The 20,637-nt window shown below is 66.8% G+C and carries 15 protein-coding genes; 9 read left to right on the top strand and 6 right to left on the bottom strand.

What is annotated here, in order from left to right:
- The first annotated feature begins 44 nt into the window (after nt 1-44).
- Genes DXK93_RS28545 through tssA form a run of 5 tightly spaced genes read left to right on the top strand, consistent with a single transcriptional unit; the run spans nt 45 to nt 7,971 of the window.
- Nucleotides 45-485 (top strand): hypothetical protein, encoded by a 441-nt coding sequence (locus tag DXK93_RS28545; RefSeq protein ID WP_119451870.1) that lies wholly within the window; start codon nt 45-47, stop codon nt 483-485.
- Between the two features lie 58 nt (nt 486-543).
- Nucleotides 544-1,875, top strand: coding sequence for a type VI secretion system baseplate subunit TssK (gene tssK, locus DXK93_RS28550; RefSeq protein ID WP_119451871.1), 1,332 nt, complete (start codon nt 544-546; stop codon nt 1,873-1,875).
- 22 nt (nt 1,876-1,897) lie between these two features.
- A complete protein-coding gene (locus DXK93_RS28555) occupies nt 1,898-2,641 on the top strand; it encodes a DotU family type IV/VI secretion system protein (protein ID WP_054452301.1) in 744 nt (247 codons plus the stop codon).
- A gap of 42 nt (nt 2,642-2,683) precedes the next feature.
- Entirely contained in the window at nt 2,684-6,814 is a 4,131-nt protein-coding gene (locus DXK93_RS28560; protein WP_119451872.1) for a type VI secretion system protein, read from the top strand.
- Nucleotides 6,811-7,971: a type VI secretion system protein TssA gene (tssA, locus tag DXK93_RS28565; protein ID WP_233564628.1), complete on the top strand. Its 1,161-nt coding sequence runs from the start codon at nt 6,811-6,813 to the stop codon at nt 7,969-7,971. Before DXK93_RS28560 ends, tssA begins: the two co-directional genes overlap by 4 nt.
- 8 nt (nt 7,972-7,979) lie before the next feature.
- On the opposite strand, the gene DXK93_RS28570 is transcribed toward tssA, so the two are convergent.
- Complete coding sequence (locus DXK93_RS28570; protein WP_054451868.1) at nt 7,980-8,624, bottom strand: response regulator transcription factor; 645 nt, start codon at nt 8,622-8,624, stop codon at nt 7,980-7,982.
- Nucleotides 8,625-8,833: 209 nt separating this feature from the next.
- A complete protein-coding gene (locus DXK93_RS28575) occupies nt 8,834-11,197 on the bottom strand; it encodes a mechanosensitive ion channel domain-containing protein (protein ID WP_119451873.1) in 2,364 nt (787 codons plus the stop codon).
- Nucleotides 11,198-11,428: 231 nt separating this feature from the next.
- Between DXK93_RS28575 and DXK93_RS28580 the strand changes: the two genes are divergently transcribed.
- Nucleotides 11,429-11,662, top strand: a complete 234-nt coding sequence (locus DXK93_RS28580; RefSeq protein ID WP_119451874.1) for a hypothetical protein — start codon at nt 11,429-11,431, stop codon at nt 11,660-11,662.
- Between the two features lie 3 nt (nt 11,663-11,665).
- Here the strand turns inward: DXK93_RS28580 and DXK93_RS28585 are convergent, their stop codons facing one another.
- The 4 genes from DXK93_RS28585 to DXK93_RS28600 are packed head-to-tail and all read right to left on the bottom strand — an operon-like array spanning nt 11,666 to nt 16,205.
- Nucleotides 11,666-12,634: a spore coat U domain-containing protein gene (locus tag DXK93_RS28585; RefSeq protein ID WP_158598584.1), complete on the bottom strand. Its 969-nt coding sequence runs from the start codon at nt 12,632-12,634 to the stop codon at nt 11,666-11,668.
- The gene (locus DXK93_RS28590) at nt 12,631-14,910 is read right to left on the bottom strand and encodes a fimbria/pilus outer membrane usher protein (protein WP_119451913.1); all 2,280 of its coding nucleotides are present in this window, start codon (nt 14,908-14,910) and stop codon (nt 12,631-12,633) included. Before DXK93_RS28590 ends, DXK93_RS28585 begins: the two co-directional genes overlap by 4 nt.
- A gap of 32 nt (nt 14,911-14,942) precedes the next feature.
- Nucleotides 14,943-15,671 (bottom strand): molecular chaperone, encoded by a 729-nt coding sequence (locus DXK93_RS28595; protein ID WP_119451876.1) that lies wholly within the window; start codon nt 15,669-15,671, stop codon nt 14,943-14,945.
- Between the two features lie 12 nt (nt 15,672-15,683).
- Complete coding sequence (locus tag DXK93_RS28600; protein ID WP_054451863.1) at nt 15,684-16,205, bottom strand: spore coat U domain-containing protein; 522 nt, start codon at nt 16,203-16,205, stop codon at nt 15,684-15,686.
- 368 nt (nt 16,206-16,573) lie between these two features.
- Between DXK93_RS28600 and DXK93_RS28605 the strand changes: the two genes are divergently transcribed.
- From DXK93_RS28605 to DXK93_RS28615, 3 genes are read left to right on the top strand one after another with little or no spacing between them, the layout of a single operon-like run.
- Nucleotides 16,574-18,034: an efflux transporter outer membrane subunit gene (locus DXK93_RS28605; protein WP_054451862.1), complete on the top strand. Its 1,461-nt coding sequence runs from the start codon at nt 16,574-16,576 to the stop codon at nt 18,032-18,034.
- Entirely contained in the window at nt 18,031-19,593 is a 1,563-nt protein-coding gene (locus tag DXK93_RS28610; RefSeq protein ID WP_119451878.1) for an MFS transporter, read from the top strand. Before DXK93_RS28605 ends, DXK93_RS28610 begins: the two co-directional genes overlap by 4 nt.
- A gap of 6 nt (nt 19,594-19,599) precedes the next feature.
- Complete coding sequence (locus DXK93_RS28615; protein WP_119451879.1) at nt 19,600-20,634, top strand: HlyD family secretion protein; 1,035 nt, start codon at nt 19,600-19,602, stop codon at nt 20,632-20,634.
- Nucleotides 20,635-20,637 lie beyond the last annotated feature (3 nt).

Genomic DNA, 20,637 nt, shown 5'->3' on the forward strand with positions numbered 1-20,637 from the left:
GAGCGACGGGGTGGGCATGGCGCGCTGCGCGAGGCGGGGTATTGATGCTGATGGCGGCCCTGACGGGATGTTCCGCGTTGGGGTTGGACTATTTCAAGGGCGAAAAGCCGGCGTGGAAGCAGGTGGTGGTATCCGCGGCCACGGACGCGAATGGCGATAGTCCGGTGGCGGTCGATCTGGTGCTGATCAGGGACGAAACCCTCTTGGCGCGCTTTGCCGAACTGACGGCAGCCAAGTGGTTCGCCGGGAAGGACGACCTGCTCAACACCTATCCGCAGGGATTGCGATATGAAGGTTGGGAGGTGGTTCCGGGCCAGCATCTGAGCGTACCCGGAGACAAACTCGAAGGCCCGCGCGTGGCGGGGGCATTCGTGTTTGCGCGCTATGCGGCGCCGGGCGCTCATCGGGCGCGGGTGGACGCGTTCAGCGGCCGGCTGCTGATCCGCCTGGAGAACAAGGGATTTACCGTGACGGCGGGCCAATGATGAATAGGTTTCGATTCTTGCCCGGCGCGCCCGGTGCGCATGCCAGGAGGGCCGCCGCATGACCCGCCTTCAAACTGTGGTGACGGATGCCGTGGAATGGCATGAAGGCATGCTGCTGGCGCCCCAGCACTTCCAGTTGCTGGCCTCGCGCGTCGACACGCTGGTGGCGTGGCAGACGCTGGCGGCGGCGCCCTTCAGCTGGGGCGTGCGCCGGCTGGTGCTGGACAGCGGACTGTTGCCCGCCGGCATCGTGCGGGTTCTGGAGCTGGAAGCGATCATGCCGGACGGCACTGCCATTGCCTATGCCGCGCGAACGGACACGGCGGAAAGACTGGAACTGGCGCTGGATTCCCATGCGGCGCAATTGGCCGACGGTCCGATCGACTTTTACGTGACCTTGCCCGTCGCGACCCTGGCCCGACGCGAAGGGCAAGTCCGCCGATTCCGTTCCGTGGCCGGGGCGCCGGTAGAGGACCAGGTGTCCGACGCCCCTGCGGCGGATATCTCGCGCCTGCTGCCCAACCTGGCGTTGTCCGCCGGGGACGTGCCTGCCGCGCAGTTCGTGGCGCTGCGCCTGGGATCGCTCTACAAGGACAATGAGGTCGTCAGGGTTGGCGAACGCCTGCCGCCGCTGCTGGAAGTGCAACACGACAACCCGCTCTGGGTCGCGGCCTCGGCGTTGCTGGGCCAGTTGCGCGGCAAGGCTGCCTTCATCGCCCGGCAGACGGCCAATCCATCGTCCCGGGTGGATGACCGGCTGACCCAATTGGAGCTCAGGGACAGGTTGCGCAGCCTGCTCGCAGGCTTGCCCATGGCCGAGGCCGTCCTGCGCACGCCGCATCTGCACCCCTGGACCTTGTATCTGGCGCTGGCGTCCCTGGCGGGATCGCTATGCCTGCTCAAGCCTGGCGCGATATCGCCGCCGCCACCCGACTACGACCATGCGGATCCGCTTTCCGTCTTTACGCCCATGCTGCGCTTTCTGCGGGAAGCAAGCTCCGAGATCAACGAGGATTTCCGCCAGTACAAGTTCGACTTCGACCACGGCGCCTTCGCGCTGAAGCTGCGCCCGGAATGGATAGGGGAGCGGCTCGTGATCGGCGTGCGGGGCCAATCGGACCGCGACCTGCTGGCTTGGATGGCAGGGGCGGTCATCGGGTCCCAGCCTGTCTATCCATCGTTGCGCAGCCGTCGCGTGCTGGGGGCTGTACGGCGCAATGTCGAGTACGCCGAAGAACTGGGCCTGCGTTCGGGCTCGGGATACCTGTTGTTCGAGATCCAGGCCGCCTCGGGCCTGGTGCAGGGCGATGAGCCATTGCTGATCGCCAATTCCAACGAGGGCGAAAGTGCGCAGCGGCCCCAGGAAATGCTGTTGTTCGTGAAGGGCTGAGGGAAGGGAGATCATGGCGAATCTGACACGCAATCGGCCCGATGGGGACGAAGACGACCTGGTGACCAGCCAGTTCCGCGGGTTTCTGGACGAACTGGAGAGAGTGCGGATGCGGGTGTCGGCAGGCGAGGCGCCATCGGCCGAGGCTGCGGCGCAGGAGCTCAGCCGGCACATGCTGAGCCTGCTTGAGATCCAGACATTGCAGGCACGCCGTGACAGCACCCGGTTCGACGCCGAGAACCTGGCCGACGCGCGCTACCTGAAGGCGGTCCTGGCCGATGAGATCCTGTTGAATGCCGAGTGGGCGGGGCGTGACCGCTGGACCGCCTATCTGCTCGAATCCAACTTGTTCCGCACCAACGTGGCGGGCGATCTGGTTTTCCAGCGCATCGAACAATTGTTGTCGGGGCGCGAGCCATCGCGCCGCAGCATCGCCCGCCTGTACCTGTTTGCGCTGGCGGTGGGGTTTCAGGGCCGCTATCGCGGTGCGGATGCGGCGCAACGGCTGCGCGGCTATCGCGAGGAATTGTACGAATTCGTCTATCAGCGGCGGGCGGACCTGGGAGGCCGGGACCGGGTCCTGGCGCCGGCGGCGTACTCCAACATCCTGTCGCACGTCGCGCCGCGCAAGCTGCCGACGGTCAGCCGATGGACCTTCATCTTTCTGCTGGGCATGGCGTCGCTGCTGGCCGTGTCGGAGATCGCCTGGCTTTGGCAGTCATGGCCGGTGCGTCAGGCGCTGCACGCCGATGTTGCCCGGGACTGACGCCATGCAGATCATCCGTGACGTGATCCAGGGAGCCTTGCCATGCTGACGAGCAATCTGTTCCTGTTGTCGGTCGTCGTGCTGACCCTGGTTGTGTTTGCCGTGCTGGGCATAGTCCTGTACTTCGCCAGGCATGGCGCCCATAAGAAACCCGAGCAGGACCGCAAGGTCGTGCGGCTGCGCTCCGATTCCTTGCGCAATGCCTTCCGCCAGGCGGTCGAGCTGATCGAGGCCAACATCGCCGCGCGCGGTGAACGCTACCGCATACCGTGGATCATGGTGCTCAACGAGGGCGACGGCAGCGGCGGACTGCCGATAGCCCAGGCGGGCGTACCCAGCGTGCTGGGCTCGGAAGCCGCGGGGCCGACGTCGACGCAGGGGATTTCGTGGAATTTCTTCGACCGCGGCATTGTCATCGATATCAAGGCGGCCTATCTGGACGCGCCGGGGCAGGACAGCAACGAAAAGCCCTGGGACGAATTCCTGGGTTTGTGCCGGAATTATCGTCCGCAGCGGCCCTTTGATTCGGTGGTGATCACGGTGCCTGCTGGCATGCTGCTGACCGCCGACACGGACTCCCAGCTGGAACTTGCCCGGCGGGCCAAGCTGGCGCATCGGCGGCTGTGGTTGGCGCAGAACCGGTTCGCCATGCGGTTTGCCGTTTATGTGGTGGTGACGGACTGCGAAGCCCTGGAGGGCTTCAGCGAGTTCGCGGGAGCTTTGCCGGAACCGCTGCGGGCCAGCATGCTGGGCTGGTCTTCCCCCTACGACCTGTCCACCACATATCAATCGGATTGGGTGGAGACGGCGATGCGCTCCATCACTGGCGCCGTGTCGGACGCCAGCGCGGAACTGTTCGCGGTCGACGCGGGCGTCGCGGACGCGCGCGGCTTCCTGCTGCTGCCGGCGCGCATCCAGGCTATGCAGGCGCAGCTGCAGCTATACGTGGACGAGCTGTTGCGGCCCAGCGCTTATCACGAGCCTTTTTTCTTTCGCGGCATTTATCTGACCGGAGACAGCGGAGAGCTGGCGGCGCGCACGATCGGGCGGCAAGCCGAGTCGGGGCCGCGAGTGGATGCCGGTGACGCCGAACCGTACCTGGGCGACGGCCGTGAGGCCGCGAATCCGGCGCTGGCGGACCTGTTGCGCCAACCGGCCTTCCTGCGGGACCTTTTCGAACGCAAGATCTTCCAGGAGTACGGACTGACCCGGCCTTCGCGCTCGCAACATCTGACCCGGCCCGTGCTGCACCGGGCGGTACGTTGGGGCGGCATCGCCTTGCTCGGGGTGTGGGGCGGGGGATTGATCATCGCCACGGTAGAACTGGGACGGCACAACGCGCCTCTGGTCGCAGCGCTGGAAGATACCCGGCGCGATGCGCGCGAGCGCGCCGTGGCGTTGCAACAGGGCCAGGAGCTGCCGGCGGAATGGTACCGGCGGCGCGCCCTGGCCTTGCTGACGCTGGATCAGGGGCTGCAGGTGGATTCCGGGTGGACCGTCTTCATGCCGGGATCCTGGTCGCGCATCGACGATCTGACTCCCCGCGTGCGTGCACGCTTTGCCCGAGAGTTCGGCGAAATTGCCGTGACGGCTATCCAGCGTGAGCTGGCCGCGCGCGCGTCGCAGCTGACGGGGGTAGGACTGGACCCGGTGAGCGGCTTGCTGGCGTCGGACGGCATATGCGCTCCGTCCGCCAGTCTGGAGGGCGATGAAAGCAGCGCCGGCAGTCTGAGCATCGATGAACAGCCCGAACTGCGAGCATTGCAACGGTACGTGGCGGGCGCCGACCAGTTCGATGCGGCGCTGCGGGCTTTTCAGCATCTGCGCCAGCCGGGCGGCGGCAACGCCGACGCGCTGCGGCAGGTGGTCCGCTACGCGCTAGGCGCCGATCTGCAAGGCGATCTGGGTAACGTGCTTCCGTACTTCAGCCGCGGCCACGATCGAAACGTGCTCTACGGCATGACGCCGACGGCAGAGCAGGGCTTGGCCAGCTTGCAGCAGGCATTCGGCTGCGCGTTCGAGAAGGCGTCGGCGCAGCTGAACCGGCGCCTGTTTGCGAATAATCCGCTGCTGCTCACGGAGCGCGCCGTGGCGCAGTCCACGCGCCAGATCACGGACGCCGCCATGAACGCGGAAGACGCGGCGCAGGTGAGCGGCAGCTATCGCAGGCTGGTTACCGCGATCACCGCTCAACAGGATCTGCTGGCGGCCGGCAAGGGAGGATGGATGCGTCAGGCCGCGTTCACGCCAGGCGCCGCCTATGACCGCGCGATGGCTCGCGCTGCCCAGAACCGTCTGCTGGGGCCGGAGGCCGCAGCCGCGGCGCGCGAGCGCGACCGCGCGGACTTCGAGGGATTCAAGAGCGAAAGAGCACTGCGTCTGGACGGGCCGGACAGCGGCCTGCTGTGGCAGGACAAGGAGGCGCGCTATGTGTTGTCTCCTTCCCGGTTGGCGTTGCGCGACGCGTTCGCGGGCCTGCTGGCGCAGCCTTTCATGGCCCCGCCACGCGACCTGCAGCCGCCCGTTCTGGACGGCGGCGCGGTCATCGTCTGGAACCGCGTGCAGCTGGATCAGGCCCTGGCGTTGGGCGAGGTGCGCAAGCGCTTTCTCGCGGACGGGATGAAGAGCGTGCCGCCCACCTTGTCACCGGTGGTGGAACGGACGCTGGACGTGCAGTTCGGCAGGCTGGTGTTCGACCAGACCATGGCAGCGGCCACGCCGGCGCAGGCCGATGCGGGAGAAGACAGCGCTGCTTTCACGGCGGCGCGCAATCGCTTGCTGCGGATCCGCGCCTTGTTGGCCGAGTTGGGCGCGACGCGGCAGTCGGACACGCTGGATGCCCTGGTGTCCCGCGACGCGATGGAGCATTTGCGCCAGGTGGATCGGCGCCTGCAGCGTTCGGAGCTGTACGCGACCCGGTTCGATGCGGAAGCCGCCGCGCCGGCCGTGCGCACTTCCGTGCTGGCGATGTTCGGCGTCGCTGACGCCGCCGGCCTCGGACCCTATCTGGACCATCAGTCGGCGCGCGCCCTGACCTTGGGCGCCGAGGCCGGGGTGTACCTGGCGGCGCTGGATCCCATCAGCGCGGCCTCGCCGCTGGCTCAACGGTGGCGCGCCATCAATCAGGATCTGGAGCGGTATCGGTTGCGCAATCCAAACAGCAGCTTGCTGCGCCTGGAACAGTTCGTGCAGGCAGTGGCGGACCCGGCTTCGGGCGGCTGCAGGGCGCGCCCCGCGGGTCCGCCGCCGGCCGGCGGCGACGATTACTTCGGCGCCGTGTATGCACGTCTGTACAGCGCGCTGCAGGGACGTTGCAATCAACGGTATGTGTCCGACCTGCGCCAGCAGTGGGAGGATTTCTCCGCGACCTTCAACGTGCTGGTGGCGGGCCGCGCGCCGTTCAATCCGGGCGCGGTGGGTGCGGTTGCGCGGTATGCCAGCGTGGGAGCCATTGCCGCACAAGGCTCCGCGGGGCTGGCGTCGGCGGATTACGGGCAACTTGGCCAGACCTTGAAGCGTTATGACGGAGTGGCCGGAACATACCGGGATGCGGACGGCGAAGCCAGGGGCGCGACTCCATCCGGATCGGTCATGAGGTTCATCGACAATTTCGCGCAGGTCCGCGCCCTGTTCGCGCCCTTGTACCCGTCCGAGGATGCCGGGGTGGCCGGCTATGACCTGAATGTGGAGTTCCGGGCCAACCGCAGCGATGAATTGGCCGCCAACCAATTGATCGACTGGACGCTGAACATAGGGGGGCAGAGCCTGGCTCTGGGCGACGCGTCCAGGACCCTGCACTGGAATTACGGCACGCCGGTCACGCTGACGCTGCGGTTCGCCAAGGATTCGCCGCTGATCGCGATGGCGGACCCGCGGCAGCCCGCCCTGACGACCGACGGGCGAATCCTGACGTGGCAATTCAGCGATCCTTGGGCCTTGATCTCCATGATGCAGCGCCACCAGGCCGCCGACGCCGGGCCACGCGGAGCAGGCCCGCTGCTGCGCTTCGATTTTCCATTGGGAATGGCCAACGCGGCTGGAATGGCGCGGGTGCCGGACCTGGAAGAGGGGCGGGTGTTCCTGCGCATCGCCCTGATGCCGGCAGGCAGGAAGACACCGCTGCAATGGCCGAACAGTTTTCCGGCGCGCGCGCCGGAATGGAGCGCGCAATGAGCAAGCACGAAGCAATGCCGCTGGAGGGGGCGGTACTGGAAGCCCTGCTGGCGCCGTTGCCGCTGGAAGGCGGCGCGGGTGCCGCGCTGCGCTATGTACCCGTGTACCAGCAGATCCAGGATGCGCGCCGGCATGACGACGCCAGTCTGCCGATGGGCGACTGGGACCGTCCGTTGCAAAAAGCGGATTGGCCGCTGGTTGCCGCGTTGTGCCAGGAGGCTCTGGCAACGCAGGGCAAGGACCTGCAGGTGGCGGCATGGTTATGCGAAGCCTGGACGCGCTTGCATGGCCTGGAAGGCCTGGCGGCGGGGATCCGTGTGCTGGACGGCCTGCTGCAGCGTTATTGGGAAACCGCCTGGCCGCGGATGGAAGACGAAGACGCGGCCGACGCGCGTTGTGCGCCGTTCATCTGGCTGGACACCACCCTGTCGCTGGCCTGCACGCTGCATCTGCCGTTGCTGCGCGCCGAAGACAGGGAGCCGCCCGAGATCAATCTCTACGATTGGGAGCGCGCCTGCAATACGTCCCGTGCGATTTCCGGCATCGAAACGGATGCGGAATCTGAATTTGAATCTGAATCTGCCGAGCCTGCGCTCAGCCGGGATGCCTTGATGCCGTATGCGGCGCTACCGGCCAACCGTGCGGGACTTCAGTCCATGGTGAGGTTCGTCGACGCGGCCGCAGCCGCATGGGAAGGGCTGGAACGCAGATTGGACGAACGGCTGGGGCGCGACGCGCCGGGGCTGCGCCGTACTCCCGATGTATTGGCCCGGCTGGCGCGCGTGGCCGGCGGCCTGCTGGCCGAACACAGCATCCGGTCAGGGGGAAAGGGCGAAACCATCGCCGGCGATGCCAGGAAAGCGCCGGCGCTGACAATGCCCGGCCGGGCGCATGCGGATCAGGAGGCCGCGGCCATTCATGATCCTGTGGACGCCGGTGTCGTGGCGTCGTTGGGTCCGCTGACCAATCGCGCGCAAGCCTACCGCCAGCTATCGCGCATCGCCGATTACCTGGCGGCGATCGAACCGCACAGCCCCACGCCCTACCTGTTGCGAAAGGCAGTGGCCTGGGGCGGCATGTCATTGGCGGACCTGATGCAGGAAGTCGCGCAGGAAGAGGGGGGAATGGCGCGGTACCTGTCGCTGTTGAACGAATAGCGGAACGGTTACTTGGGTTTGCCCAGCAAGCCGCCCCGGCGCGCCAATAGTGTGGCCTGCGTGCGGTTTTGCACGCCGAGCGCAGACAGGATGGCGGTGATGTGAGTTTTGACCGTTTTCTCGGCCACGTCCAGTTGCAGCGCAATCTCGCGGTTGCCTATGCCGGCGCATATCAGGCGCAGCACGTCGCTTTGCCTGGGAGTCAATTCGCTGAGCAAGGCAATTTCATCGGTCATGGCCGCGCACGGTATGGCCGCGGCGGTGGGCGGCTGCGCGCCTGTTCCTTGCGGCGATTGCATTTCCTCCAGCGCTGCGAGCAGCATCTGGCTGCTTGCGGACTTGTGCAGGAAGCCGCGCGCGCCTGCCATCAGCGCGCGGTCGCGGTCGTTCTGGTCTTCGGAGGCGGACATCACCAGGATGCGTATGCCGGGGCGCAATTGGCGCAGGCGCTTGAGCAGCGCGCTGCCGCCGATGTCCGGCAGGTAGTAATCCATGATCACGCAACTGATATCCGCACGGGCTGCAAGCATCGAGATGGCCTCGTTGCCGTTCGATGCCAGGCAGATTTCAAGGGAGGGCGCCAGCCGTGCAATGGTCAGTTGCAGACCCTCGCGAAACATTGCGTGGTCGTCGACCATCAGCACAGCCGTCATGGGAATCTCCGGGTAGGGTGGCCAGCTGCCGGCGGGGGCGGTGCTGGCTCCGGAGCGCCGCGGAGCACCCTGCGCAGGGCAATTCGGCGATGACATAATTTGTTAAGAAATTATCAAAATATGACGTCGCGGTCAATGCGTAAGCGCGCCCGCGACAAGGGGCGGACGCTCCTTGCCTGGCCGGGCCCATGGATGCTCTTGGCGTATGGCTACGTGCGCGGCGCTTCGCCTTCCTCGCGCGCCTCCAGCTCGTTGCCCAGCACCTCGGCCGAGTCCTCGCCACGCGGCGCGGGTTCCAGCGGGCGCCGGGTGTGGCCGGCGGCGCGGGCGTCCTCGCCTTCGTCGGGCCGCTCGGCTTGCACGAAGACATTCGCCGGCGGCGCATAGCCCCGCTTGTCCTGGCCGAAGTACACCACGGTGTGCGGGTAGGGCAGTTCGATGCCGGCGGCGTCGAAGTGCTTCTTCAGCAGGCGGTTGTAGCCGCGCTGCACGGCCCACTGCATGCCCGGCGTGGTCTTGATCAGGATCCGGATGGTCACGCCCTTCTCGTTGACCGCGGTGACCCCGGCGACCGTGATGTCTTCCAGGATCTCGGGCCCAAGCACCGTGTCGGTCATCAGCTCGGCGAAGGCCGCGCGCAGATGCACGATGGCGTCGTCCACGCTCTCGCGATGCGCGATGGTGTATTCGCCCAGGTGGTACGAGAAGTCCCGCATGTGGTTGGCGACGACGTCCACGGACGAGAACGGCACCAGATGGTAGCCCCCGTCCAGCGTGCGGATGCCCACCGAGCGTATCGTCATCTTCTCCACCGTGCCGAATACGCCCGCGACCTGCACCACGTCGTTCTCGTTCATGCCGTTTTCAAGCTGGATGAAGACGCCCGTGATGATGTCCTGGACCAGCTTCTGCGCGCCGAAACCGATGGCCAGGCCGACCACGCCGGCGCCGGCGATCAGCGGTCCGACGTCGATGCCGATCTGCGACAGCAGCACCATCAACGTCATCGTCACGATGACGATCAGCGCCGCGTTGCGGAACAGCGCCAGCAGGGTGCGCTCGCGCGCGCTGGGCATGCCGCGACCTTCGCTCTGGCTGAGGCGATGCTCGATGATGCTGGCGATCACGGTCCAGGCCAGCGCCGCGATCAGCAGCACGATGACGATGTTCACCGTCATCCGGATGGCGGCGCCGCCGGCATCCGAGGCCAGCCAGCGGGACAGGTCGAAAGCGCGCCACGCGTCCAGGACCAGCAGCACCAGCACGATGCGAATGATCAGGCCGACCAGCTTCAAGGTGGCGGGCACATAGGCGTTGACGCGCGCCTCCAGCAGCGGCAGGCGCTTGCGCAGGTCGTCCGGCAGCCTGATGGGCTTGGCCAGCACGGTGTTCAGCAGCAGGATCAGCAGGCTGCCCACGCCGATGACCAGCAGGGTCTGCGCGGTGGCGCGGGCCATGAAGGGCAGGGCGTTGGTCGGGTCTACCTGGCTGACGACCAGCAGGATGGTGAAGTACCCTATGCCCAGCACATGCCACACGCGCGCCAGAATGTGCAGCCGCGAGCCCATGAACGTCGTCGCGCTGGCGGCGCGCCGGTCGAGGTGCCCGCGCACGGTCTGGCGGTTGCGCCAGATGACGCGCACCGCATACACGTACACGGCCAGCATGATCAGCAGGTTGGCCAGCCGCCCCAGCGCGGGCGACAGCGAGGCCGAGACCACGGGATCGATCAGCAGCGTGCCGTAGCCGGCCGCGGTGGCGATGCGCAGCAGCCACGCATTCCAGTACCTGGCGTTGTCATCCGTCATGGGCAAGAGGCGCAGGTGCGGATGCTTGACGGCGAACACCGTGCGGACCAGCACCTTGACGATTTCCACCGAGACGAAGGCGCGCAGGAATACCGCGGCCAGCGTGTCCAGCGTGCCGCGGCCAGGCGTGCTCCAAAGGGCTGCGGCGCCGCCTGCCATGGCGGCAAGCACCACCACGCCGGCATCGATGGTCAGCGCGCCCACGATGGCTCCGGCGCGCCGGTACAGCACCCGCATGGAGGCAGGCGCGCCGCGTTTGGGCGGCGCTTCGGGAGTGTGGCGCTGTTCGGCGACCCAGCGGTCGATGCGTCCGTAGACGTACATGGCGATCATCCGTAGCAGGATGAAGGCGAGGATGGTGGCGGCCGCGGCCAGGGCGAGAGGCTTCAGGGCATGGCCCGCGGCGTCGCCGTCCATGCGCAGGCTGCTGCCCGAGGCCAGTGCGCGCATGTCTTCCACGCCCTGGCCCATGTCGGTCGCAAGGCCGGTCAGGAAGCGCTGGACGTTGTCGGCCATGCGTTCCTGCAACCCGGGTTCGGCGGGCTGCGCGGACGCAGGGGCCGCGCCTGCGGGACGGGAAGCGGCAGGCTTTGCGCCGGTGGCCTGCGCGCGCAACTCATCCACCAGCGCCTTGCGCGCTTCGGGATTCTCCAGCAAGTCCGCCAGGGCCGCCGGAGTCAGCGCCGAGGAAGACGCCGCCGCGGCTTGCGGCTGTAGCAGCCCCGCGGCCTGGGCTTGCCAGGAAAGGGCAAGGCAACACAGCATTGTCGCCAGCAGCAGGGCCGCCAGCCAGGGCCTGGGCCGTCGGCGCCGCCGCAATGGGGCTGCCAGGACGGCAGGCGAGAAATGAACCGATGCTGTCGTTGCGGATCTAACCACTAGTGAATCTCCTGTGCGATCTGGGCAAAAAATTTGGGGGCGAAGTCGTGCCGCGCTTAAGAAATCCGGCGCGTCGCCGTTAGTGCAGATGGCTCAACTCTGGTCTGGAGCTTTTTCATGACCTCCAAATTTGTCTTCCCGGCGTTGGGACTCTTGCTTGCAGGGAGCATCGGGCTGGCGGCCCAGCAGGCAAAGTCCGCGCCGCTTGCGCCGATGCTCGTGCGCTTCACGGTTCCCAGCCTCTGCACGGTCAGCCAGGGACCGGCTCGTCCCGCGGTGCGATGTTCCCAGGGAACGCCCTGGCATGCGCAGCGCGCGGGGGGCGACCAATACTGGACAGTGGTGTTCTGACCCTCAGAATTCGATGGTCGCGGTCACCACGTCGCTGTATTGCCCGGGGGGTGGCGCCGTCTGCGCGGGCACCCGTCCATAGACTTGCACCTGCTGGATGTTGCCGGTTCCCGTGCCGGTGACGAAGGCGGTGCCCGCGGTGCCGTCGCCCCAGGGGATCGTGCGGTCCGCCGACGTGTGCAGGTCATACCTTACCAGCCGCGTGCCGGTGGCGTCTCGCAGGTAGCGCTGGCTTACGGTGCCGTTCTGGCCGCCATTCAGGCGTATTCGGTAGGCGTCGTTGTTCGTGCAGCGCACCGCCAGCGTCGTATTGGCCAGGCGCGCCGAGCGAAAGTCAGCCATCGACCCGAAATTCAACGGGGAGGCGGAAATGGTGCAGTTGTTGGTCACGTTGGCGCGTACCGTGAAGTTATAGCTGCCGCGAGTGGTCAGCGACGAGCAGGCGGGCCGGACCAGGATGGAGAATCCGTAGTCGAAGGTTGCCACGCCGGTGAAAGTTTCCGAGTACGCGGTCGTGGCGTTGTTGGCTGTGGGTACCGTGTATTGGCCTGACAGGATCTGCCCGGTAATGGGCTGGTTGACGGTGGCCTGGCTGCCCAGCAGGGGCTGGGTGAGGTCGATGATGACGGGCGTGGATCCGTTGGCGGCCGAGCCCCACAGCGGGCTCATGGAGGAGTTCGGCGATAGCCGGTATTGCAGGCGATTGACTCCATTGGCCATCTGCCGCGGGTCTTGCACGGTCGATCCGCCGCCGATGCCCAGATTCACGCACACGCGGGCATATCCCGGGGTAAGCAGGCCCCAGGTGCAGGTCGCCGTCAGCGTGCCGGTCTGCGTTACCGATGCGCCGAGCACCGGATTGAAGTTCGGAAACGTGATGGGTGTCATGGACACGGTGCAAGTTTGCGCATGCGCGCCGTTCCCGCCCAGCCACAGGGCCGCCAGCAGCAATGCGGCCATCAGTGTTTTCATGGCCGGGCCTCCACGCATGCCACCGGCCCCAGGCGCGGCAGGCTGCCGTCGGCGGGGGCCTGGAAGTCGAACCGCGCCGTGCAGGCAAGATCCGGACCTTGGACGTCCAGATGATTGCGCTTGCCCAGGTTGCGCACGAAGGTCTGGCTGCCGTAGCCCACCACGCCCTCGGACCCGCTCTCCCTGTGCACGACCCGCGCGCCCACCGGCAGCGGCTTGCCGTTGCCGTCCACGAGATCGACGGTGGCCGCGGCCTCGTGGGTGATGCCGAACTCCGCCAGCACGCCGGATCGGGACTGGGGCACGACGTCGAGCGCATAGGCCGACACCTGCGCGTTGGGTGGCAGGTCCATGCCGTCGAGTTCCAGCGTGTTGGTCTGGTAGCTGTTCAGGTCCGGCACCACCAGGCGGCCGTTCGAGCCCGTATGGCCGATGACCCGGTTCTGATGCAGGATGGGCAGGCCGGGTTCGCCGGTGGAGACCAGCGCGAAGCCGTCGTCGATGCGCCGGGACGCTTGCGCCGCGCCATCCATGAACACGAAGGCGCCATTCACGTCGAGCTCTCCCGTGGTGCGTCCGTCGTAGCGCTGCGCGCCCAGCGTGATCTCGCCGTAGCGTCCCAGGTAGCGGCCCCAGCCTTGCTCGTAGCGGCCCGCCTCGTAGGTGCCGGCCTGCACGCCCCAGCCGAATCCGCCGCCGTAATCGGGGCTGCGGATTGCGCTGGCGTTGGTGTATGAGCCGCCGTCCTGGCGTCCGGCCATGGCATTGAACGAGGTTTCGCCCAGGGTGATGCCCAGGCTGAGGAACGCGCCGCGGCTGTCGCTGTCGTTGAAGTCCTGGTAGGCGCTCACGCTCAACGTGGCGCGGTTGCCCAGCCGCGTGGTGTAGGCCACTGAACCGATGTGGGCGGCGTCGACGCCCGGATAGCGTTGGCCGATATAGCTCAGCGATACGGTCTGCCCGCCGCCCAGGGGCACGGCCAGCGTCGCCCTGTCGCTGGCGCGCGATACGGGGATGCCGTCGTTGGCCGCCAGATCGGCGTAGTCGGAAATCGCGCGCAGGCTCTGTATGTCGATGGAGTAGCGCTCGTCCACGTACTGATAGCCCAGGCCCACCTGCAGGCCGCTGTTCCTGCCCAGGCTGCCGGCCAGCGACGCGTTGACGACGCCCGCCATGCCCAGCTTGGCCAGCATGCCGGCCCCCGCGTTGTACAGGCCGGCGCTGGCTTCGCCATGCGCTTCAACGGTCAGTGCGTTCGAGACGCCGTATTGCCAGGTGCCGCTGAGGGCGGGATCGTCCTTGTAGTCGAACGAGCGCCAGCCATACGCGCGGCGCAGAAAGCCCGCTTCGACCGAATAGCTGGACATGCCTTGCGCCAGCAGCCGCGTATCGATGTAGATGGGCACCGACTGCGACACGGGCCGGCCCAGGGCGTCGCGCGTGATGACGTTTGCCTGCCCGAAACCCGTGATGCCCGCGACGTTGTCGACCACGAAGGGGCCGCTGGGGACGTCGCCCGAATAGCGGCGGATGTTGTTGATATAGACATCGACGGAGGACGGCACCACGGCGCTGCCGGCGAAGTCCGGCATGGGGAACGTGACCAGGTCGGGCCGCAACGAGAAATTGCGCCGCCATTGCAGGCCGCCCATGCGTATGGAGCGCGACCAGGCCAGCGATCCGGAAATCGTGTCGCCCACCTGGGTGGCCGTCAATGTGGCGGGGTCGGAGTGGGTCCAGCTGGAGTCGAAGCGGACATAGCGCCGCAGGTCGCGATACAGGTAAGCCGTGCCTGTATTGCTGAAGACCCCATATTGGTCGAAATAGCGTTGTTCGCTCCAGATCGCCAGCGGATTGTCGCGGTCGGTGCGTGCATAAAGATCGTAATTGATGAGCAGGCCGCGATCCGCCGTGGCCGCTGCGACGGGATTCAAGCCCCGCGCATCGATACGGTTCGCGATGCGGTACCGGTCTGGCAGGTCGAGATCGACGTCTTGCGCGGCCGCGTCGTAGCGGTACTTCAGGCCGGGGATCTCTTCCAGGGGAATCCGTGCATCGTCTGCTATTCCCAAGGCATGGGTATCGATCCCCAGGCTGCGCAAGTCCGCGCCGCGAGCCGACAGGCGGCCATGCTCGTCTTCGAATCGCGCGATCCGATGGCTGGGCTGGCCGCCGATGCTGACGTTCAGATAGACGTCGATGGCCGCCAGTCCCACGGCCGTCTCAGGGGCGGATTGCGCGCGCGCACCGCCATGGACCGCTGCGGCGGCGAGCATCAGAGTCAGCTGCATGGCGCGCGTGCAATGTTTCACTTCCCTGTATCGGCTTGCACGTCGGCCTGGACGGGAACGCTGTTCACCCGCGCGTTGACCGTGACCGCCCCGTGCACGGCGGGCTGGAAGGGCAGGGGCCACTGGCGCGCGCTGCCGCCCAGGACGTAGCCGAGCAGGCCGTCCCGCAGGCTGCGGCGCTGGCCGTTGAATACCAGTGCCACGTCGCTGAGCTGCGCGCGGTGCGTGCCGCTGTTGTCGACGCGCAGGGCCCAGTCGGGACCGTTGCGCACCAGGGTCCAGGCCAGGTGCCGCTGCGCGGGAGTTTGCGGGGCCGCGCCCACGAACACAGGCACCGAATAGCGCAGCCGCACTTGCACGCCCGTTGCGCGCAAAGGATCGGGTGGCGCGATTTCGTCGATGATCAGGCGGTACGACGCTTCGCCGGGCCGCTTGGCGGCCTCGGGCTGCAAGAGGCGCACGACTTGCGTGCCGCCCGGCGCGATCTGGATCATCGGGGGGCTGGCCACCAGGTCCGAGGTCTCCTGCAGCACGTCTTCGGTCGTGGTCTGGCTCCATGCGTACACGCGGACCTGGCCATAGATGGGTTCGGCGCCTTCGTTGCGCAAGGTCATGCTGGCGGCGCGTTCCGCGCCGTCCAGGTTCAGGATTACCGGCGAGATCTGCAGGCTGGCGGCATGCGCTTGCAGCGCCATGCCGAACAAACAGGCCCCCGCCGCCTGGCGTACGATCCCAAGCGTCGTCATGTCGATCCGCGGTCAGAAGTAGACGGTGGCCGTGACCGTCGACTGGTACGTATCCGGCTTGGGGGCGGCCTGGGGCGGCACCCTGCCGTAGACGGTCAGCGTCTGGGCCGCGCCCGTGCCGGTGCCGCCCACCGTGTCCGTGCCTTGCGTGTTGCCCCAGATCGTCGTGCGGCCTGCATTCTGGTAGAGCTGATAACCCACGCTGGTGGTGGTGTTGCCTGGCGCGGTGCCCACGAGCAGGCGATTCGCGATCGTCGAGCCCGCCGCCGTGCCGGCGTCCAGGCCTACGTTGTAGGGCGTGGTGTTGGTGCAGGTGACCCTGACTGTAGTTTCCTGATTCACCGCGGCGCTCAAGAGGCCGGTAGAGGGAAAGACCAGCGGATCGGCCGCAATCGTGCAGTTTGCCTGCACCGTCAGGGAAACATTGAAAGTCGCCGTCGCGGTCCCGTTCTGGTAGACCTGAGCGGGGGCCGCGGCGGGCAGGGATAAGCCGATAGTCGCGGACAGAATCGCAGCAGAACCGATGGCCTTCATGCTCGCTCTCCTCCAAGTCAATGGCTAGCTCGACCTTAGCGGAGGGGGCAGTGCAATTTATTTCGCATTATTTCTAACTTCTTCGGTTGCTGTCCCAGGCGCGAATTTTCGGCGCCAGCTCAAGCCGGTTTGGGCCGTTGCTGAGACATAGCGGATCTTTGTTCCGTTCTCTAGCCAAAACCGAAATGAAAAGACACAACTTCGGGCTGACAGCGGTTGTGCAGGATTGCGGGCGGATTGGACGAATCCCCAAGCCAAACTCAATGGAAATCCAAGGTGTACGCGAAGCGTTCCCGTAAGGGGCTGAGCATACTGGCCTCGTCGCTTGTCCCGACGAATGCGTTGCTCACCTACAAGGAACTGCCGTGATGTTGACACCGATCCGTTCGCCGCTATGGCGTTGCGCCAGCGCGGCGTTGTGTGCCGCGATGCTGGCGGGCTGCGCGGTTGGGCCCGACTTCGTCCGGCCGGCCGATGGACTGGCCGAGGTGGATCTCGCGCCGAGGCAGGAGCCTGCCGGCCACGCGCGGCTGTCCGACGCCGAGGTGCCGGTGCAATGGTGGCTGCTGTTCGAAGATCCAGTGCTTGCCCGGCTTCAGGCCCAGGCCGCCGCCGGCAACCTCGATCTGCAGATGGCTGCCGCGCGCATCGAACAAAGCCGGGCGCAGTTGGGGATCGCCTCGTCGGAACTCTTGCCCAGCTTGGACGCGGGCGCCAGTTATGCGCGCGAAGCGCTCAGCGAAAACGGCAAGTTCGTCGCGTTGGGCGCGTCCAGCACCCCCGACGACTTCTGGCGGCTGGGGTTCAACGCCAGGTGGGAGATAGACCTGTGGGGCCGCGCCCGGCGCCTGCGCGAAGGCGCCGAGGCTTCCCTGGAAGCCACCGTGTACGACCGCGAGGCCGCAAAGGTGGCGTTGGCGGCCGAGGTGGCCCGCGCATACCTGCAGCTGCGCGGCACCCAGGCCCAGCTCGACATCGCCCGGCAGAACCTGGCGGTCGCCGAGCGGGTTCTGGGCTTGACGCAGAGCCGGGAACGCAATGGCGTGGCCACCCGTTTCGAGACCGCCACGGCCCGCGCGCAGCTGGCGACGGTGCGGGCCTTGTTGCCTGAGCTGAACAAGCGCCGCAACGCGCTGCTGAATGCGTTGGCGCTGCTACTGGGTGAGCGGCCGCGCGCATTGGACGAAACGTTGCGCGGCACGATGCCGCTGCCCTCCTTGCCCGCCAGCGTGCCAGTCGGCGTGTCTTCGCAGCTGGCGCACAGGCGGCCCGACATCCAGCGCGCCGAGGCCCGGCTCCATGCCGCCACGGCGGCGATAGGAGTGGCCAAGGCCGACTTCTATCCGCGCATCGCCCTGGTCGGCCAACTTGGAGTGGAAGCGTTCGATGGCAGCGACCTGGCCAGCTGGGACTCCCGCTTTTTCTCGATCGGCCCGACGGTCTACCTGCCCATTTTCCAGGGCGGCAGGCTGGTGCAGCGCCTGGCGCTCAACGAAGCGCGGCAGAAGGCGGCGGCGCTGGCCTACAGGCAGACGGTCCTGCAGGCCTGGCATGAGGTGGACAATGCACTGGATGCCTGGGCCGAGCAGCAACGCGAACACGATGAACTGCTGGTGTCGTATGAGCAGAACCAGCAGGCGCTGCGGGCCGCCGAGCGCGGCTATGAACAGGGGGCGTCCGACTATCTCACCGTGCTCACCGCGCAGCGCAACCTGCTTGCCAGCCAGACCCGTCTGAACGCCAGCGCCACCGACGGCACGCTTACGGTGGTCAATCTGTACAAGTCGCTGGGCGGCGGCTGGAATTCGCAAGAGCAGGCCACGCCATGAGCGCCACGCCATCCGCTCAAGCGGCGCACGGCCAGCCCAAGCCTTCGATGCGCGCCATGGCCGGACTTCTGGGCATCTTTCTCGCGGCCATGATGGCTGGCTTGAACAACCGTGTCGGCGTATTGGCGCTGGCGGACTTGCGCGGCGCGCTGGGCGCCGGCTTTGACGGGGGTTCCTGGCTCACGACGGCATACAGTGCGGGAGAACTGATTGCCATGCCGTTCGCGGCGTGGTTCGCCATCACGCTGTCGGTGCGCCGCTTCGAACTCTGGATGCTGGGCACGTGCACGACGCTGGCCTTGGTCCTGCCTGCTGTCCAGGACCTGCATCTGCTGCTGGCCCTGCGATTCCTGCAGGGTCTCGCCAGCGGCACCACGATTCCCCTGTTGATGATGGCGGCGCTGAAGTTCCTGCCGCCGCCCATCAGGCTGTACGGCCTGGCGTTGTATGCGATGACCGCCACTTTTGCCCCCAATCTCTCCATCTGGCTGGCCGGCCTGTGGACCGACGCGCTCTTCGACTGGCGTTGGGTGTATTGGCAGATCATCCCTCTGGCCGTGATCGCCGCGGCGCTGGTCGGCTGGGGGCTGCACCGCGAGCCTGTGGACGCAGGGCGCTTTCGTCAGGCCAATTGGTTCGGCATGGCTTGCGGCGTGCCGGCGTTCGGATTGATCGCCGTCGCGCTGGACCAGGGCGTCCGGCTGGACTGGTTCAACTCGCCCCTGGTCACCTTTGCGCTGGCAGCGGGCGTGATTCTTTTGGTCGTCTATCTGCTGACGGAGTGGTATCACCCCATGCCGTTCATCAAGCTGCAGGTTCTGGGTCGCCGGAATCTGGTGTTGGGCTTCACTCTGTTCGTTTTCCTGCTGGTGGTGCTGTTGTCCGGCTCATTGCTGCCGGCCGGCTATCTGGCGCCGATCCAGGACTACAGGCCCGCGCAAATGGCATCCATCGGGCTGATCGTGGCGCTGCCGCAGTTGGTCCTGGGCTTTGCGGTGGCGTTGCTGCTGTATCGGAAATGGGTGGATGCGCGGATGGTGTTTTCGGCGGGGCTGGTCCTGATCGCGCTCGCCTGCCTGGCAGGCGCGCAGTTGACGGTCACGTGGAACCGCGAGCAGTTCGTGCTGGCACAGGCATTGCAAGCCGTGGGGCAGCCCATGGCCGTGGTGTCCATGCTGTTCCTGATCACCAGCGTGGTGCAACCGCACGAAGGGCCTTATGTCTCGGGGGCAATCAATACGCTGCGCGCGCTGGGCTCGGTGCTGGGCGCCGCCGTGGTCGGGCAGCTGTTGACCGTGCGCGGCCGCTTCCATGCGGAAATGCTGCTGGGCCAGGCGGCGCTGGTCGGCAACTACGTCCCGGACAGCCTGGAGCCTGGGCAGCTCATGCGCATCGTCAGCCAGCAGTCGCTGGTGCTGTCGATCGCCGATGCCTACCGCGTATTGGGCGTCCTGGCGTTGCTGCTGATTCCCATCGTGTTGAGGCTGAACTACATCCCCCCTCCCGATCTGCGCCCGGTCTCGCGTCCTTCCACAGTTCCATCTTCCATTCAGGGATAGTCCATCATGGCATTACCGAAGAAAGTAAAGATCACGACCACGGCGCTGCTGCTCATGCTGCTGATCGGCGGCGGCCTGTATCTCAACCGTTCCGAATCCCGGGCATCCACCCAGTCCACCGACGACGCCTACGTGCACGCGGATTTCACGATGGTGGCGCCGCAGGTCGCGGGCCGGATCGACAAGGTGCTGGTCGAGGACAACCAGCCCGTCAGGCAGGGGCAACTGCTCGCCACCGTGGACGACCGTGATTTCGTCGCCGCCGCCAATGCCGCCCGGGCCCAGGCGGCCAGCGCCCAGGCCAGCGTCGCCGGCCTGCAAGCCCGGCTGGTCCAGCAGGAGTCCTCCATCCGCCAGGCGCAGGCGGCGGTGGCGGTGGACGAGGCCGCGCTGAAGCTGGCCCGTGCCAACCAGACGCGCTATCGGAACCTGGCGACGGACGGCTCGGGAACCGTCCAGGCGCGCCAGCAGGCCGAAATGCAGGCCAGCGTTCAACAGGCCAGCCTGGAAAAGGCCCAGGCCAGCCTGCTGGCTGCCCGCCAGCAGGTGGATGTCCTGCAGGCGGACCTGGAAAAGGCCCGCGCCGCCTTCGCCCAGGCGCAGGCGGTGCAGGCCGCGGAGGAACTCAAGTTGTCGTACACCCGCATCACCGCGCCCGTGGACGGCACCGTGGGGCAGAAATCGGTGCGCGTCGGCGCCTTCGTCACCGTCGGCAAGCCTTTGCTCGCGATAGTCCCGCTGGACGCTGTCTATGTGTCGGCAAACTTCCGGGAAACGCAGCTGGCGCGCGTGCGGCCGGGCCAGGCGGTGGCTATCGAGGTCGATGCGCTGGCGGGCGAGGTGCTGGCGGGAACGGTGGAAAGCCTGGGGCCCGCCAGCGGCGTGAGCTATTCCGCAGTCGCGCCGCACAATGCCACCGGCAACTTCACCAAGATCGTCCAGCGGCTGCCGGTGCGGATTCGCATCAATGCGGATCAGCCTGCAGCCGCCAATCTGAAGGTGGGCATGTCGGTCACGCCAGAAATCCTGGTCGATGACTGATGG

The sequence above is a fragment of the Achromobacter sp. K91 genome, from assembly GCF_003576205.1.
Lineage (GTDB): Bacteria > Pseudomonadota > Gammaproteobacteria > Burkholderiales > Burkholderiaceae_B > Achromobacter > Achromobacter aegrifaciens.

Excerpts from the sequence above, each read along its gene's own strand:
- DXK93_RS28545 (WP_119451870.1), top strand. The coding sequence starts at position 45 with ATGCTGATGGCGGCCCTGACGGGATGTTCCGCGTTGGGGTTGGACTAT.
- tssK (WP_119451871.1), top strand. The coding sequence starts at position 544 with ATGACCCGCCTTCAAACTGTGGTGACGGATGCCGTGGAATGGCATGAA.
- DXK93_RS28560 (WP_119451872.1), top strand. The coding sequence starts at position 2,684 with ATGCTGACGAGCAATCTGTTCCTGTTGTCGGTCGTCGTGCTGACCCTG.
- tssA (WP_233564628.1), top strand. The coding sequence starts at position 6,811 with ATGAGCAAGCACGAAGCAATGCCGCTGGAGGGGGCGGTACTGGAAGCC.
- DXK93_RS28570 (WP_054451868.1), bottom strand. The coding sequence starts at position 8,624 with ATGACGGCTGTGCTGATGGTCGACGACCACGCAATGTTTCGCGAGGGT.
- DXK93_RS28575 (WP_119451873.1), bottom strand. The coding sequence starts at position 11,197 with ATGCTGTGTTGCCTTGCCCTTTCCTGGCAAGCCCAGGCCGCGGGGCTG.
- DXK93_RS28580 (WP_119451874.1), top strand. The coding sequence starts at position 11,429 with ATGACCTCCAAATTTGTCTTCCCGGCGTTGGGACTCTTGCTTGCAGGG.
- DXK93_RS28585 (WP_158598584.1), bottom strand. The coding sequence starts at position 12,634 with ATGAAAACACTGATGGCCGCATTGCTGCTGGCGGCCCTGTGGCTGGGC.
- DXK93_RS28590 (WP_119451913.1), bottom strand. The coding sequence starts at position 14,910 with ATGCTCGCCGCCGCAGCGGTCCATGGCGGTGCGCGCGCGCAATCCGCC.
- DXK93_RS28595 (WP_119451876.1), bottom strand. The coding sequence starts at position 15,671 with ATGACGACGCTTGGGATCGTACGCCAGGCGGCGGGGGCCTGTTTGTTC.
- DXK93_RS28600 (WP_054451863.1), bottom strand. The coding sequence starts at position 16,205 with ATGAAGGCCATCGGTTCTGCTGCGATTCTGTCCGCGACTATCGGCTTA.
- DXK93_RS28605 (WP_054451862.1), top strand. The coding sequence starts at position 16,574 with ATGTTGACACCGATCCGTTCGCCGCTATGGCGTTGCGCCAGCGCGGCG.
- DXK93_RS28610 (WP_119451878.1), top strand. The coding sequence starts at position 18,031 with ATGAGCGCCACGCCATCCGCTCAAGCGGCGCACGGCCAGCCCAAGCCT.
- DXK93_RS28615 (WP_119451879.1), top strand. The coding sequence starts at position 19,600 with ATGGCATTACCGAAGAAAGTAAAGATCACGACCACGGCGCTGCTGCTC.